15 protein-coding genes are annotated in these 13,483 nt (G+C 68.3%); all 15 read left to right on the forward strand.

From position 1 onward, the window contains the following. Positions 1-57: 57 nt before the first annotated feature. The 15 genes from SMD14_RS01405 (at position 58) to SMD14_RS01475 (ending at position 13,476) form a co-directional block, all read left to right on the forward strand. Positions 58-1,191 carry a zinc-dependent metalloprotease gene (locus tag SMD14_RS01405; RefSeq protein WP_321215056.1) on the forward strand — a complete coding sequence of 378 codons (1,134 nt, stop codon included), beginning with the start codon at positions 58-60 and terminating at the stop codon, positions 1,189-1,191. A gap of 102 nt (positions 1,192-1,293) precedes the next feature. After that, on the forward strand, positions 1,294-2,382 hold the full coding sequence (gene tilS / locus SMD14_RS01410) for a tRNA lysidine(34) synthetase TilS (RefSeq protein ID WP_321216325.1): 1,089 nt from the start codon (positions 1,294-1,296) through the stop codon (positions 2,380-2,382). Positions 2,383-2,412: 30 nt separating this feature from the next. Then, positions 2,413-2,964 carry a hypoxanthine phosphoribosyltransferase gene (gene hpt, locus SMD14_RS01415; protein WP_104996440.1) on the forward strand — a complete coding sequence of 184 codons (552 nt, stop codon included), beginning with the start codon at positions 2,413-2,415 and terminating at the stop codon, positions 2,962-2,964. A 222-nt stretch (positions 2,965-3,186) separates the two neighbouring features. Continuing rightward, on the forward strand, positions 3,187-5,250 hold the full coding sequence (gene ftsH / locus SMD14_RS01420) for an ATP-dependent zinc metalloprotease FtsH (RefSeq protein WP_157239757.1): 2,064 nt from the start codon (positions 3,187-3,189) through the stop codon (positions 5,248-5,250). A 10-nt stretch (positions 5,251-5,260) separates the two neighbouring features. After that, positions 5,261-5,905, forward strand: coding sequence for a GTP cyclohydrolase I FolE (folE, locus tag SMD14_RS01425; RefSeq protein ID WP_321215057.1), 645 nt, complete (start codon positions 5,261-5,263; stop codon positions 5,903-5,905). A 10-nt stretch (positions 5,906-5,915) separates the two neighbouring features. After that, positions 5,916-6,836, forward strand: coding sequence for a dihydropteroate synthase (gene folP, locus SMD14_RS01430; RefSeq protein WP_321215058.1), 921 nt, complete (start codon positions 5,916-5,918; stop codon positions 6,834-6,836). Between the two features lie 8 nt (positions 6,837-6,844). Then, entirely contained in the window at positions 6,845-7,237 is a 393-nt protein-coding gene (gene folB / locus SMD14_RS01435) for a dihydroneopterin aldolase (protein WP_321215059.1), read from the forward strand. Then, on the forward strand, positions 7,234-7,779 hold the full coding sequence (gene folK, locus SMD14_RS01440) for a 2-amino-4-hydroxy-6-hydroxymethyldihydropteridine diphosphokinase (protein ID WP_157239752.1): 546 nt from the start codon (positions 7,234-7,236) through the stop codon (positions 7,777-7,779). Before folB ends, folK begins: the two co-directional genes overlap by 4 nt. Further along, on the forward strand, positions 7,776-8,348 hold the full coding sequence (locus SMD14_RS01445; RefSeq protein ID WP_321215060.1) for a DUF3180 domain-containing protein: 573 nt from the start codon (positions 7,776-7,778) through the stop codon (positions 8,346-8,348). Before folK ends, SMD14_RS01445 begins: the two co-directional genes overlap by 4 nt. Beyond that, the gene (locus SMD14_RS01450; RefSeq protein ID WP_157239748.1) at positions 8,329-8,841 is read left to right on the forward strand and encodes a PH domain-containing protein; all 513 of its coding nucleotides are present in this window, start codon (positions 8,329-8,331) and stop codon (positions 8,839-8,841) included. Before SMD14_RS01445 ends, SMD14_RS01450 begins: the two co-directional genes overlap by 20 nt. Next, on the forward strand, positions 8,838-10,418 hold the full coding sequence (locus SMD14_RS01455) for a PH domain-containing protein (protein ID WP_321215061.1): 1,581 nt from the start codon (positions 8,838-8,840) through the stop codon (positions 10,416-10,418). Before SMD14_RS01450 ends, SMD14_RS01455 begins: the two co-directional genes overlap by 4 nt. Next, positions 10,411-11,304, forward strand: a complete 894-nt coding sequence (locus tag SMD14_RS01460) for a DUF2520 domain-containing protein (RefSeq protein ID WP_321215062.1) — start codon at positions 10,411-10,413, stop codon at positions 11,302-11,304. Before SMD14_RS01455 ends, SMD14_RS01460 begins: the two co-directional genes overlap by 8 nt. Before the next feature lie 2 nt (positions 11,305-11,306). Further along, positions 11,307-12,224, forward strand: a complete 918-nt coding sequence (gene panC, locus SMD14_RS01465) for a pantoate--beta-alanine ligase (protein ID WP_321215063.1) — start codon at positions 11,307-11,309, stop codon at positions 12,222-12,224. A 172-nt stretch (positions 12,225-12,396) separates the two neighbouring features. Further along, positions 12,397-12,663, forward strand: coding sequence for a hypothetical protein (locus SMD14_RS01470; RefSeq protein WP_321215064.1), 267 nt, complete (start codon positions 12,397-12,399; stop codon positions 12,661-12,663). Between the two features lie 117 nt (positions 12,664-12,780). Then, a complete protein-coding gene (locus SMD14_RS01475) occupies positions 12,781-13,476 on the forward strand; it encodes a GAF and ANTAR domain-containing protein (protein ID WP_157239741.1) in 696 nt (231 codons plus the stop codon). Positions 13,477-13,483: the final 7 nt, after the last annotated feature.

The following is a 13,483-nucleotide window of genomic DNA, read 5'->3' on the forward strand; positions in this document are numbered from 1 at the left end:
TTCGCCGGTCAGCGAACTTAAGGACTATCCACAGCATGCTGTGTTCTGATGGGAACCATGGAGCCCACTGCACGCGAGTCGTCAACCCAGACGTTGTCCGCCACGGCACAGTCCTTGATCAACTGGGACCTCGCCGCCTCCACCGCCGCACGCCTGGCCCCGGCCGGGCCCGTGCTCAGCGAGGCCGCCATGGGTGAGGCCGTGGACAGCCTGCGCCGCCTGGCGGATGTGTCCGTTGAGCACGTCCACCAGATCACCGGGCTGGAGGCGGCACGCGACCTCCGGGACTCCTCCGTGCTGGTGGTGGACCGGGCGTCATGGGCCAAGGCAAACACGCAGAGCTTCGCGGTGATGCTCAAGCCTGCCATGGAAAAGATGCTGGAAAGCCGGCGCGGCACGCTGAGCCCCGGCGCCGCCAGCGTCAGCGGGGCCATCACCGGGAGCCAGCTCGGCGCCGTCCTGGCATTCCTGGCCAGCAAGGTCCTGGGGCAGTACGATCCCTTCGCCGCACTCGCGGAAGGCTCCACCGCCCCTGCCGGCGGCAGGCTCCTCCTTGTTGCCCCGAACATCGTGGCCGTGGAGCGCGAACTCAACGTCGCGCCTGAGGATTTCCGCCTCTGGGTGTGCCTGCACGAGCAGACCCACCGCGTGCAGTTCGCAGCCGCCCCCTGGCTGCGGCACCACATGCTTGAGCAGATCGACGAACTCAGCGTTCACCTGCTGGGCAACGTCGACTCCCTGATGGAGCGGGCCACCGCCGCCGCACGCTCCCTCAAGGACCGCACCGCCTCCGGAAACACCCCCGGCCGCGGTGCCATCCTGGACCTCCTCCAGGACCCGGAGGAAAAGGCGGCCATCTCCCACCTCACCGCCGTGATGAGCCTCCTCGAAGGCCACGCGAACGTGGTGATGGATGCCGTGGACGCCAGCATCATCCCGTCCGTAAAGACCATCCGGCAGCGGTTCAACGACCGCGGCAAGGACCGCGGCGTGATCGAAAAGTTCATCCGCAGCCTCCTTGGCCTGGACGCCAAAATGCGCCAATACTCGGACGGCGCCAGGTTTGTGCGGGCCGTGGTGGATGTGGCCGGCATGGAAGGCTTTAACAAGGTGTGGGAGTCCGCAGACCACCTGCCCACCGAGCCGGAGATCCACGACGCCAAGTTGTGGCTTGACCGGATGGGACTCTGATTGCCTCGCAGCGAGTCACCTGACGCAGCATCCGGCGGCCCGGGCGGCGACAGCACCGGCGGGAGGAGCGGCTTCCAGAGCGGACGACGACGGCCCGGGAGGCTGGCGCCCGTCGTCGGCAAGGCGCGTAAGGCGCTCCAGGACGCCTTGGCGCAGGCGGGTTACCCGCGGCATGTCCTGGTGGCCTGCAGCGGCGGGCCGGACTCCCTGGCGCTGGCCGCCGTCGCCGCCTACTTTGCCCGGCGCGGGCACGTGGACGGCCACCCGGTCACGGTGGGAGCGGTGGTGGTGGACCACCAGCTGCAGGAAGGGTCCGCAGGCGTGGCTGCGGAAACCGCGCGGACACTGCGGGACCTGGGGCTGGCGCCCGTGGAGATCCGTGCCGTGACGGTGGCAACGGCCGGCATGGGTCCGGAGGCAGCGGCCCGGGAAGCCCGGCATGAAGCGCTTGAAGCCGCCGCCGCCGGCCAGGGCGCCGGAGCCATCCTGCTGGGCCACACGCTGGACGACCAGGCGGAACAGGTGCTCCTTGGCCTGGCCCGCGGCTCCGGCACGCGCTCCCTTGCCGGCATGAGGCCGGAGCGGGGACTCCTGCTGCGGCCGTTCCTGGGGCTCCGCCGGGCGGATACGGAGGAGATCTGCGAGGTGGAGCAGCTGCAGCCCTGGCACGATCCCACCAACTCGGACCCGGCCTTCGCGCGTTCCCGTACCCGGGTGGAAGTGCTCCCTCACCTTGAGGAAAAACTGGGCCCCGGCGTCGCCGAATCCCTCGCCCGGACCGCTTCAATCCTCCAGCTGGACGCCGACTACCTTGAGGACGTGGCGGAAACCACGTTCTCGGCGCTCGTTGAACGGGACGGCGCCGAAGTGAGCCTCCCGGAGGAGGCCTTGCGCGCCCTCGCCCCGGCCATCAGGTACCGCGTCATCGCCAAGGCGGCGGCCGACGTCGGCGGGCAGCAGCCCGGCTACCAGCGCCTTTTGGCGGCGGAGGCGCTGCTGCGGAGGCAGGGCTCGGCCGGGCCGGTGGAGCTGCCCGGCGGGGTGAGCGCCTACCGCCTGTCCCTCGCGGAGCTGGAGGCGGCGGGAACCGTAGGCGGCCCGGCCGCAACCGATAACGCCAACCCCGTTCCCCGCGAAGCGGCCCGCTGTGGGAAGCTAGTATTCCGGCCTCAAAAACCGCCCGCAAAATAGTCGCACCCCGCATCTACACAGGAGCCATTGGTGGATTCAAACGACGTCCAGGCAGACCTCAAGCACGTTCTCTACACCAAGGAACAGATCCAGCAGCGCATCACGGAGCTGGCTGAGCAGATCGACAAGGACTATGAGGGCCGCGAAATCCTCATCGTGGGCGTGCTCAAGGGTGCGGTGATGGTCATGGCGGACCTGGCCCGGGCGCTGCACAGCCACATCTCCATGGACTGGATGGCGGTGTCCTCCTACGGCTCAGGCACCCAGTCCTCCGGAGTGGTCCGGATCCTGAAGGACCTGGACACGGACCTGATGGGCAAGGACGTGCTGATCGTCGAGGACATCATCGATTCCGGCCTCACCCTGTCCTGGCTCAAGACCAACCTGGAATCCCGCGGCACCGCCTCCGTGGAGATCTGCACCGCTTTCCGCAAGCCCACTGCCGCGAAGGTGGAGATCGACGTCAAGTACGTCGGCTACGACATCCCCAACGAGTTCGTGGTGGGCTACGGCCTGGACTACGCGGAGAAGTACCGCAACCTGGACTTCGTGGGCACCCTGGCCCCGCACGTCTACGAGTAGGCCCCCGGCACGCCGCCGTCGGAAATAGTCCGGTGACACCACGCCCCCTGGAGCAGGTCCTCCGCCGCCCCGGCGCCACTACGCCCACAGGGAACTTTTGCCGTCCATCATGCGTGATCTACTCCGGACGGTGTATAGCTAGAAGCTGACGCAGCACCATCACGCGCGCAGACTACTCGCCGTGCAGCACTACCGGAAGGGACGGGGCCAGCCCCCGAACAGATGAAAGCTAAGAACTTCTTCAAAGGCCCGGGCATCTGGATCGTCGTCGTGGTCGGTCTGCTCCTGGTGGCCTTTGCAACGCTGGCCCCAGGCGGTGCGGCACGGATCGACACTGACAAGGGCCTGGAACTGCTCTCCGGAAACCAGGTGGAGCAGGCCAAAATCTTCGACGGCGAAAACCGCGTGGACCTGACTTTGAAGGACAACCTGCAGCTTGACGGGCAGGACAAGGGCAAGAGCGTCCAGTTCTTCTTCGTGGACGCCCGTGCGCAGGACGTGGTCAAGGCGGTAACCGACGCCAAGCCTGCCCAGGGCTACACGGACCAGCCCATCGAGAGCAACTGGTTCTCCGGCCTGCTCTCCCTCCTGATTCCCGTCATCCTCCTCGGCGCCCTGTTCTGGTTCCTCATGACCCGCATGCAGGGCGGCGGCTCCAAGATCATGCAGTTCGGCAAGTCCAAGGCCAAGATGGTCAGCAAGGACATGCCGCAGGTGACGTTCGCCGACGTCGCAGGATCCGACGAGGCAGTGGAGGAACTCCAGGAAATCAAGGAATTCCTGCAGGAGCCCGCCAAGTTCCAGGCCGTTGGCGCCAAGATCCCCAAGGGCGTGCTGCTCTACGGCCCTCCCGGTACCGGCAAGACCCTCCTGGCCCGCGCCGTCGCGGGTGAGGCCGGCGTCCCCTTCTTCTCCATCTCCGGCTCCGACTTCGTGGAAATGTTCGTCGGCGTGGGCGCCTCCCGCGTCCGCGACCTCTTCGAGCAGGCCAAAACCAACTCCCCGGCCATCATCTTCGTCGACGAGATCGACGCCGTGGGCCGTCACCGCGGCGCGGGCATCGGCGGGGGCAACGACGAACGCGAGCAGACCCTCAACCAGCTGCTGGTGGAGATGGACGGCTTCGACGTCAAGACCAACGTCATCCTCATCGCCGCCACCAACCGGCCCGACGTGCTGGACCCCGCACTGCTGCGTCCGGGACGCTTCGACCGCCAGATCGGCGTGGACGCACCGGACATGATCGGCCGCGACCAGATCCTGCAGGTACATGCCAAAGGCAAGCCGATGGCACCGGGCGTGGACCTCAAGGCCGTGGCCAAGAAGACCCCCGGCTACACGGGCGCGGACCTGGCCAACGTCCTGAACGAAGCCGCGCTGCTCACCGCCCGCTCCAACGCGAACCTCATCGACGACCGCGCGCTGGATGAAGCCATTGACCGCGTCATGGCCGGCCCGCAGAAGCGCAGCCGCGTCATGAAGGAACACGAGCGGAAGATCACCGCCTACCACGAAGGCGGGCACGCCCTCGTCGCGGCCGCACTGCGGAACTCCGCCCCGGTCACCAAGATCACCATCCTTCCCCGTGGCCGCGCCCTGGGCTACACCATGGTGGTCCCGGACAACGACAAGTACTCCGTGACCCGCAACGAACTGCTTGACCAGATGGCCTATGCCATGGGCGGCCGCGTGGCCGAGGAGATCGTGTTCCACGACCCCTCCACCGGCGCGTCCAATGACATCGAAAAGGCCACCGGCACCGCGCGGAAGATGGTCACCGAATACGGCATGAGCGAGCGGGTTGGCGCTGTCCGGCTGGGCCAGGGCGGCGGCGAACCGTTCCTGGGCCGCGATGCCGGCCACGAGCGCAACTATTCGGACCAGATCGCCTACGTGGTGGATGAGGAAGTGCGCCGCCTCATCGACCAGGCCCATGACGAGGCCTACGCCATCCTCACCGAGAACCGGGACGTCCTGGACCGGCTGGCCCTGGAACTGCTGGAACGCGAAACGCTGAACCAGGCCGAGATCGCCGACATCTTCAGGGACATCCGCAAGCGCGACTTCCGCGAGGTGTGGCTGTCCAAGGAGAGCCGCCCGGTCCAGATGGCGGGCCCCGTGGAGTCCCGCCAGGAAAGGGCGGAACGCGAGGCCCAGGAAGAGGCCAAGAAGGCGCGCCTGGACGAGCCTTTGGACGCGCAGCCGCCGCACCCGCAGGGTGTTCCCGAGGATGCACCGTTCCGGGGCGGGGTAACGGACGCGGGGCCTGACGCCCTACGCGGCTAAGCTTTCTTACGTGACCCACTTCGACGACGACGACGTTTCCGCCTCCGCCGGCTACCCGGCGGAGGGCGGCGCCCACCACTCAAAGCACAACAAAGTGGACCGGCCCCGGATCGAGGCAGCTGTCCGTGAAATTCTCCTGGCCATTGGAGAGGACCCGGACCGCGGCGGCCTCGTAGACACCCCCAGGCGTGTGGCCAAGGCCTACGCCGAGGTGTTTGCAGGGCTGCACCATGACCCCGCGGACGTCCTGTCCACCACCTTTGACCTGGACCATGAGGAACTGGTCCTCGTCAAGGACATCCCCTTCTATTCCACGTGTGAGCACCACCTGGTGCCGTTCCACGGCGTGGCCCATGTGGGCTACATCCCGTCGCATGAGGGCAAGGTGACGGGCCTTAGCAAGCTGGCCCGGCTCGTGGACATCTACGCCCGCCGCCCGCAGGTGCAGGAGCGCCTCACCACTGAAATCGTCGAAGCGATGGTCCGCCACCTCAAGCCGCGCGGCGCCATCGTCGTTGTTGAATGCGAACACATGTGCATGTCCATGCGCGGTATCCGCAAGCCCGGAGCGAAGACCGTCACCAGTGCGGTCCGCGGGCAGCTTCATGACCCGGCCACCCGCGCCGAAGCCATGAGCCTCATCCTCGGAAGGTAATCAACAGACCATGGATTCACTAGCTGCAGCGCCGGGAACCGGCCCCGCAACCTCGCCACTGCCCGTCCTGCGCAAACCGCGCCCGGCAGCCCGGTTCGAAGACCTGCCCACCGGCCGCACCCTGGTGATGGGCATCCTGAACGTCACTCCGGATTCCTTCAGCGACGGCGGCAGCCACCCCACGGCGGACACCGCCATCGCGGCAGGGCTCCGCATGTTCTACGCGGGCGCGGACATCATCGATGTCGGAGGCGAATCCACCCGGCCCGGCGCCGAGGACGTCAGCCCGGAGGAAGAACAGCGGCGTGTTGTTCCCGTCATCGAGGCGCTGGTGAAGGCCGGCGCCCTGGTCAGCATCGACACCACCCATGCCTCCACGGCCGCTGCCGCCCTGAAGGCCGGCGCCGCCATCATCAACGACGTCTCCGGGCTCACCATCGAACCGGAAATGGCCGAGCTCGCGGCCTCCTCCAAAGCGCCTTACATCCTTACGCACCGCCGCGGCGACGCCCGCACCATGAACTCGCTGGCCGAATACAAGGACGTGGCGGCGGAAGTGGCAGCCGAGCTCGCCGGGGTGCGGGACAAGCTCTACGCCGCAGGCGTCAGCCAGGAACAGATCATCATCGATCCGGGCCTGGGGTTTGCCAAGAACGACGCCCAGAACTGGGAGCTCCTGCAGAACCTGGACCAGCTGGAAGGCCTGGGCCACCGGATCCTCGTTGGTGCGTCCCGCAAGCGGTTCCTCGGCACCCTGCTCACCGTGGCCGGCAAGTCCGCCGCCCCCGAGGAACGTGACGGGGCCACCGCCGCCATCACAGCCATCAGCGCCTACCGCGGCGCCTGGGCCGTCCGCGTGCACGACGTCGGCCCCAGCCTTGACGCCGTCAAGGTGGCCGCGCGCATGGCCGCACCCCGCGCCGGCAGTTAAGCGCACCCATGGACAGGATTACGCTGAGCGGCGTGACCGCCGTCGGCCATCACGGCGTGTTTGATTTTGAGCGCCGTGAGGGCCAGCCTTTTGTTGTGGACGCCGTCTTGTACCTGGACTTCGCCAAGGCGGCCGAGTCGGACGACGTCCGGGACACCGCGCACTACGGCGAGGTGGCGCAGCGTATTACCGAGTGGATCGCGGGCGAGCCGCTGAACCTGATCGAGGCGCTGGCGGTGCGGATCGCGGAGGGCCTGCTGGCCGAATTCCGGCTCCAGGCCGTGGACATCACCGTGCACAAACCGCAGGCTCCCATCGAGGTTCCCTTCGGCGATGTGTCAGTCAGCGTCCACCGCACCCGGAATGCCGCGGAAAGGCAAGCCCAGGGGGAGGGGCCATGAACAGCGGTTATACCAAGGCGGTCCTTGCGCTCGGCAGCAACCTGGGCGAGCGCAACGATACCCTTAGCGCGGCCGTCGCGGACCTCGTAGACCCGCCGGAGGTGCGGCTGCTGGCGGTCTCGCCGGTGGTGCAGACGAAGGCCGTAGGCGGGCCGGCCGGGCAGCCCGACTTCCTGAACATGGTCATCACGGTTGAAACCAGCCTCACCCCGCGGCAGTTGCTGGAGCACTGCCAGGCGGTGGAAAACAAGCACCACCGCGTCCGGGAGGTGCGCTGGGGGCCGCGGACGCTCGACGTCGACATCATCACCTACGGCGACGTCCGCAGCGAGGACCCTGCCCTGACCCTGCCGCATCCCCTCGCGGCCAGCCGGGCGTTCGTCCTCTATCCGTGGTCCCTTATTGAACCCGCCGCCGTCCTGGACGGTGAACGGATCAGCACCCTTGCCGCCAAGGCAGGCGACTTCAACGACCTCGTCCCCTTTGACGGCTTTGGCGACTTCGACGGAATGCCCACGGCCGGGGCGGTGGAGGAACTATGAAGCCCATCAACCCGCTGCGCCTGCTGCTCATCGGCTTCATCCTGGCCGTGGCGGGCTGGTCCGCGACCGTGGTGACCAGCCGGTACGGCATGTCCACCCCCGTCCTGCCGCCCACGGCACTGGCAACCATGGGCGTGATCGTGGCCATCACGCTGATCCTCGGGATCAGGGTCCTCAGGTGGCGCAACAGCATCAGCGCCAACGGCGCCAAGAACGGCGGCAAGGGCGGCGCCGCCCGTAAGCGGCCGGTGCTGGATCCGCTCCTCGCCGCCCGCACCCTGGTACTCGCGCAGGCCTGCGCCTACGCCGGGACGGTGCTGCTGGGCTGGCACGTGGGCATCTTCCTGGACCAGCTGCGCATCTGGAGCCTGCGCAGCGACCAGGCCATCACCTGGCTCGCGCTTGCCATGGCCGGCGGGGGACTGGTGATGATCGTGGTGGGCCTGCTGGTGGAACGGTTCTGCAGGATCCCGCCGGAGGACGGCGAAACCAAAGGCCTCGACGGGAAGCCCGGCCGTGCCGTTGGCGAGGCGTCCGGGGAAGGCGAATATGCATACCGGGGCGATTGATCCTCCCGGCATCACCTGGCAGCGGGTGTCCCCCAAATATGTCACCGTGAGGGTGGTGCAGTGGGCCCTTGGAAACCTGGCCGCCGTGCTGGTCCTCTCCCTGCCGCTGGTCCTCGTCCTCGCGGAGGCGTGGGCCTGGCCGCCGCTGTGGCTTGCCGCCACCGTGCCGGCCGCCATGCTGGTGGTGGCCCTCTGGCGGCTCGCGCTCATCCCGCGGCAGGTCCGCGCCATCGGTTACGCGGAACGGGACGATGACCTCCTGATCCGGACCGGCATCTTCTTCCAGCGGACCATGGCCGTCCCCTACGGCCGGATGCAGTACGTGGACATCGGAGTGGGCCCGGTGGAGCGCTCTCTTGGACTGTGCACGCTCAAGCTCCACACCGCAGCGCCGGGGACCAACGCCCAGATCCCCGGCCTGCCCGCCGCCGAAGGCGCACGGCTCCGCGAGCAGCTGGCGGCGCGCGGGGAAGCCAGGCTGGCAGGACTGTGACGGCAGAGGGACCTCCGCAGTGGCCCGGCGCCCCGGCCACTGCGGCCGGCAACAACGCCCCTGAACCGCTTTCGGGCACCGCGCCCGACGGCGAATGGCTGCGCGTGCACCCGGCGTCGCCGTTTGTCCGCGGCTGGGTTGCCCTGGCCGCCATTGGCTTCTTCCTCGGCCGTGACGTCTTTGAACGCGCGCTGCAGGGCCGGCCCGTTGTTGAGGAAGACCTCGCCGGCCGGGCCCCCTTGCTGCTGGTGGGCGGCGGCGCAGTGCTGCTGGCCTCGGTGCTGGGGTTCATCCTCACCTGGTACTTCACCAAGTACCAGGTGTCCGGCGGCTACGTCCGCGTCAATACCGGGTTCCTGTTCCGGCAGCAGCGCCAGGCACGGCTGGACCGGGTCCAGGCCATCGACATCGTTCAGCCGCTGCTGGCCCGGATCTTCGGCCTGGCAGAACTCAAGTTCGAGGTGGCGGACGCCGGAGAGTCGGCGGTGCGGCTCGCCTACCTGAAGATCGACGACGCCCGGCAGCTGCGTGCCACCATCCTCGCCCGGGCGGCCGGTGTCATCACGGGCCCGGACCGCCCCGGCGAGCCCGCCCCCGAGGCGCCGGAATATCCGGTGCTTTCCGTGCCGCCGTCGCGCCTTGTAGGTTCCCTGCTGCTCAGCGAGCAGAGCTTCTTCGTGGTGCTTGGTGGCATCGTTTCCGTGGTGCTCTCGGCCATCACCGAACACCAGGGGTTCTACTTTTACCTCATTCCGGCCGCCGTGGGGCTCGCCGCGAGCTACTGGGGACTGTTCAACAAGGGCTACAACTTCAGCGCCGCGATCTCACCGGACGGCATCCGCCTGCGCTACGGCCTGCTGGACACCCAGGCGCAGACGCTGCCGCCGGGACGCATCCAGGCGTTGAAAATCACCCAGCCGCCGTTATGGCGGCCGCTCGGCTGGTACCGGATGCAGGTCAACGTGGCCGGTTACGGCATCGTGGAGAACGCCGGCGAGGGCTCGGCCCGGACCACGCTGCTGCCCGTGGGCAGGCTTGGCGACGTGATGGCCATGCTGGCGCTGGTGCTGCCGGACCCCGGCACCGCGCACCCCGCTGCAGTCTTCGGCGCCGGCCTCACCAGCCTGGATTCCGACGGCGGCTTCGTCACCACTCCGCGCAGCGCACGCTGGCTTGCCCCCTTGGGCTGGCGGCGGAACGGTTTCACGGCCACGGACACGGCCCTGCTTCTCCGCTCCGGCCGCTGGTGGCGCCAGCTGGTGGTGGTTCCGCACCAGCGCACCCAGTCCATGGCCCTGCACCAGGGCCCGCTGGCGCGCCGGTTCGGCGTGGCAGACCTGGTGCTGCACACCACGCCCGGTCCCGTTGCGCCCCGGCTCACGCAGGCCGGCACTGCCCAGGCGCTGGCGCTGTTCGATGAACAGTCCGCACGCGCCCGGCTGGCCAGGAAGCGGCAGACTACGGAACAGTGGCTCCGGCAGGTAGTCCCGGATGCTCCGGCGGGGGAGCCCGGCCCGACAGTGGAACCGGCCGAAACCCGGACGCCCCAACAACAGGAAGGCGGGCAGCATGGCTAAGCCCGGACGCCTCGGCGTCGGAATCATTGGTGCCGGCAAAGTGGGGGCGGTGCTCGGTGCCGCCCTGCGCGCTGCCGAACATGCCGTCGTCGGGGTCTCAGCTGTCTCCGAGGCGAGCCGTGAACGGGCGGAGGCGCTGCTTCCCGGCGTGCCTGTCCTGGAGGTCCAGGACATTGTGGAGCGCGCGGAACTCGTCCTCCTGGCCGTGCCCGACGACGCCCTGCCGGGCCTGGTGGACGGGCTGGCAAAGCTCGGCGCCTGGCAGCCGGGCCAGCTGGTTGCCCACACCTCCGGCCGGTTCGGAGTGGGGGTCCTGCACCCGGTGCGCGCTGCCGGCGCTGTCCCGCTCGCCCTGCATCCGGCCATGACGTTCACGGGGATGAGCCTGGACCTGACCCGGCTGCTGGACTGCACGTTCGGAGTGACGGCAGATGCCGCCATGCTCCCCATCGCCCAGGCGCTGGTGGTGGAGATGGGTGCGGAACCGGTGGCCATCGCCGAGGCGGACCGGACGCTGTACCACGCGGCCCTGGCCCACAGTTCGAACCACCTGGTGACCCTCGTGGCCCAGGCATCCGAGCTGCTGCGCTCGGTGGGAGTGGAGCTGCCGGAACGCATGCTCGGCCCGCTCCTGCGGGCCACGCTGGAGAATGCACTGGCGTCAGGGGAGTCCGCCCTGACCGGGCCGGTAGCCCGCGGCGACGTGGGAACCGTCTCCGCGCACGCGGCCGCGCTGCGGGAGTTCGACGGCGGCGGCCACGGCGACGTGCTCGAGGCCTACCTTGCGATGGCCCGGGCCACAGCCCTGCGCGCCGAAGGGCGCGGGCTGCTGAAAGCCGAACAGCTGGAGGGACTCCGCCAAGCCCTCGAACCGAAGGAGGACTGAAGATGCCCATCAAGCTCGTCACCACGGTGGCAGGCCTCCATGCTGAGGGAGCCCGGCTCCTTGCCTCCAAGCACGGAGCCTCACAGGGTCTGGTGCCCACGATGGGTGCGCTGCACCAGGGCCATGCCGCCCTGGCGCGTACCGCCGTCGAACAGAATGACGTGGTGGTGGCCACGGTCTTCGTCAACCCGCTGCAGTTCGGTGACGCCGTGGACCTGGACCGCTACCCCCGCACCCTGGACGCCGACCTTGCGCTGCTGGAAGCCGAAGGCGTGGACCTGGTGTTTGCGCCATCAGTCGATGAGGTCTACCCCGGCGGCGAACCGCTGGTGCGCGTGACGTCCGGTCGGCTCGGGGAAAAGTGGGAGGGGGCGTCCCGGCCGGGGCATTTCGACGGTGCCCTGACCGTGGTGGCCAAACTGCTCCACTACGGGATGCCGGCCGCAGGGCTGCCGGACGGCGGCGCGGCACGTGCCGGCCTGCCCGCCTACCGTGCCTACTTCGGCCAGAAGGACGCCCAACAGCTGGCGCTGGTCAGGCGCATGGTGGCTGACCTCAATTTTCCGGTGGAGATTGTGGGGGTGCCCACGGTGCGCGCCGTGGACGGGCTGGCGCTGTCCAGCCGCAACCGCTTCCTGTCGGACGAGGAGCGGGAGGCGGCGCTGGTGCTTTTCAGGGCCCTCCGCCTGCTTGAGGAACGGGCGCATGCCCGGCAACCGCTGGATCTGGAGTCCGCCCAGGCGATGGTGGAGTCGCAGCCCCTGGTGGCCTTGGACTACTTCGACGTTGTGGACCCGGGCACCCTGGAGCCGCTGGCCGAGAACTGCCGGGAGACCCCGTTCCGGGGGGAGGCCCTGGCGCTCATTGCGGCCAAGGTCGGGCCGGTCCGGCTGATCGACAACGCGCCGCTACATTCCTGACCCGGCGCCCTGGCCGGTACCCCTGCCGTCGCCGGTGCCAGGCCGGCGTTGATAGGGGGTGTTGATAGGGGAGCGGAGGCCTGTTGGGCCGGCAACTGATCCGATATGCTCAAATTATTGCCCCGGACCCTGGCATCGGCCCATCACGGCTATCCAGGAGGACCAAGTAAAAATGGGCAAAAGTCTCGCTACCCCCATCCGCGGGCTCGTGGACCGGACCCGGTATCCCGCAGCACCTGACGCAAGCCCCCTTGCAGAGCAGTCGCTGGACATCATCTCGTCCATCCTCGAAGACACTTCGCCCGGGCTGGCGGAAATAAAGCTCCGGCTCCGTCGCTGCCTGGCCGCTTATCCGCGGCGCCCGGAGCTGGCGTTGCTCGCCCACCTGATGGAGACATCCAGCCTGGTGAACCCGATGGGCGGCGAAACGCTGCCGTGATCTTGCGGCTGAACTGACCGGCGACGGTGGGTATCCTTAGGTGACCACACCACCGTTCCGGTTCAGCCAGCAGCCAACCCGGCGACAGCGGAATGAATCAGGAAACAGGGGCTCACCATGGACATTGCACCCGGGCTGGCGGGTGAAGAGGACCTGTGTGGCCCCTATCTGGAGAAACTGCCCGTTACCGGCGCCGCCGTATCCCTTTTCGGCGGCGCGACAGCTGAATCCCTGATCTGTGCCAGTGACGCTTTGGCTGCAAGGCTTGATGAACTGCAGTTCAGCCTGGGCGAGGGGCCCCGCTGGCGCGCGGTCCGGACCCGGCTGCCTGTGCTGGTTCCTGACGCACAAGGTGTTCCGCACCCGGAATGGCCGATGTTCCACAGGGCGATTAACGGGACGGACGCGGCTGCCCTGTTTGTCTTCCCGCTGACTATCGGCGCTGCGGACCTGGGCGTTGTTGAGCTTTATCACTCCGCCGCGGGAACGCTGAACAGGTCCCACCAGGCAACGGCGGCCACACTTGCCGGCCAGACGTCCTGGTACCTTTTGCGGAAGATCCTGACGATCGGCTCTCCGGACACGGACCCTGCCCTCGATCCACCCCTGATGTCGCGCCGTGAAATCCACCAGGCAACGGGCATGGTCCTTGCCCAGTCCGGCGCGACCGCGGCGGACTCATTGCTGTTGCTGCGCGCCTACGCGTTCGCCCATGACCTCACGCTGAGGGAGACGGCCCAGGCAGTGCTCGAAGGCCGCCTGAAGTTCGAGCCCGGCCATGGCGGCGGTCCTGGTGCCCGGCCCCTGCAGTAAAATAGCG

Source organism: Pseudarthrobacter oxydans (assembly GCF_034258515.1).
Lineage (GTDB): Bacteria > Actinomycetota > Actinomycetes > Actinomycetales > Micrococcaceae > Arthrobacter.

Bases quoted from the DNA above. Each gene is read 5' to 3' on its own strand.
- SMD14_RS01405 (WP_321215056.1), top strand. From the start codon at position 58: ATGGAGCCCACTGCACGCGAGTCGTCAACCCAGACGTTGTCCGCCACG.
- ftsH (WP_157239757.1), top strand. From the start codon at position 3,187: ATGAAAGCTAAGAACTTCTTCAAAGGCCCGGGCATCTGGATCGTCGTC.
- folP (WP_321215058.1), top strand. From the start codon at position 5,916: ATGGATTCACTAGCTGCAGCGCCGGGAACCGGCCCCGCAACCTCGCCA.
- folB (WP_321215059.1), top strand. From the start codon at position 6,845: ATGGACAGGATTACGCTGAGCGGCGTGACCGCCGTCGGCCATCACGGC.
- folK (WP_157239752.1), top strand. From the start codon at position 7,234: ATGAACAGCGGTTATACCAAGGCGGTCCTTGCGCTCGGCAGCAACCTG.
- SMD14_RS01445 (WP_321215060.1), top strand. From the start codon at position 7,776: ATGAAGCCCATCAACCCGCTGCGCCTGCTGCTCATCGGCTTCATCCTG.
- SMD14_RS01450 (WP_157239748.1), top strand. From the start codon at position 8,329: ATGCATACCGGGGCGATTGATCCTCCCGGCATCACCTGGCAGCGGGTG.
- SMD14_RS01460 (WP_321215062.1), top strand. From the start codon at position 10,411: ATGGCTAAGCCCGGACGCCTCGGCGTCGGAATCATTGGTGCCGGCAAA.
- panC (WP_321215063.1), top strand. From the start codon at position 11,307: ATGCCCATCAAGCTCGTCACCACGGTGGCAGGCCTCCATGCTGAGGGA.
- SMD14_RS01470 (WP_321215064.1), top strand. From the start codon at position 12,397: ATGGGCAAAAGTCTCGCTACCCCCATCCGCGGGCTCGTGGACCGGACC.
- SMD14_RS01475 (WP_157239741.1), top strand. From the start codon at position 12,781: ATGGACATTGCACCCGGGCTGGCGGGTGAAGAGGACCTGTGTGGCCCC.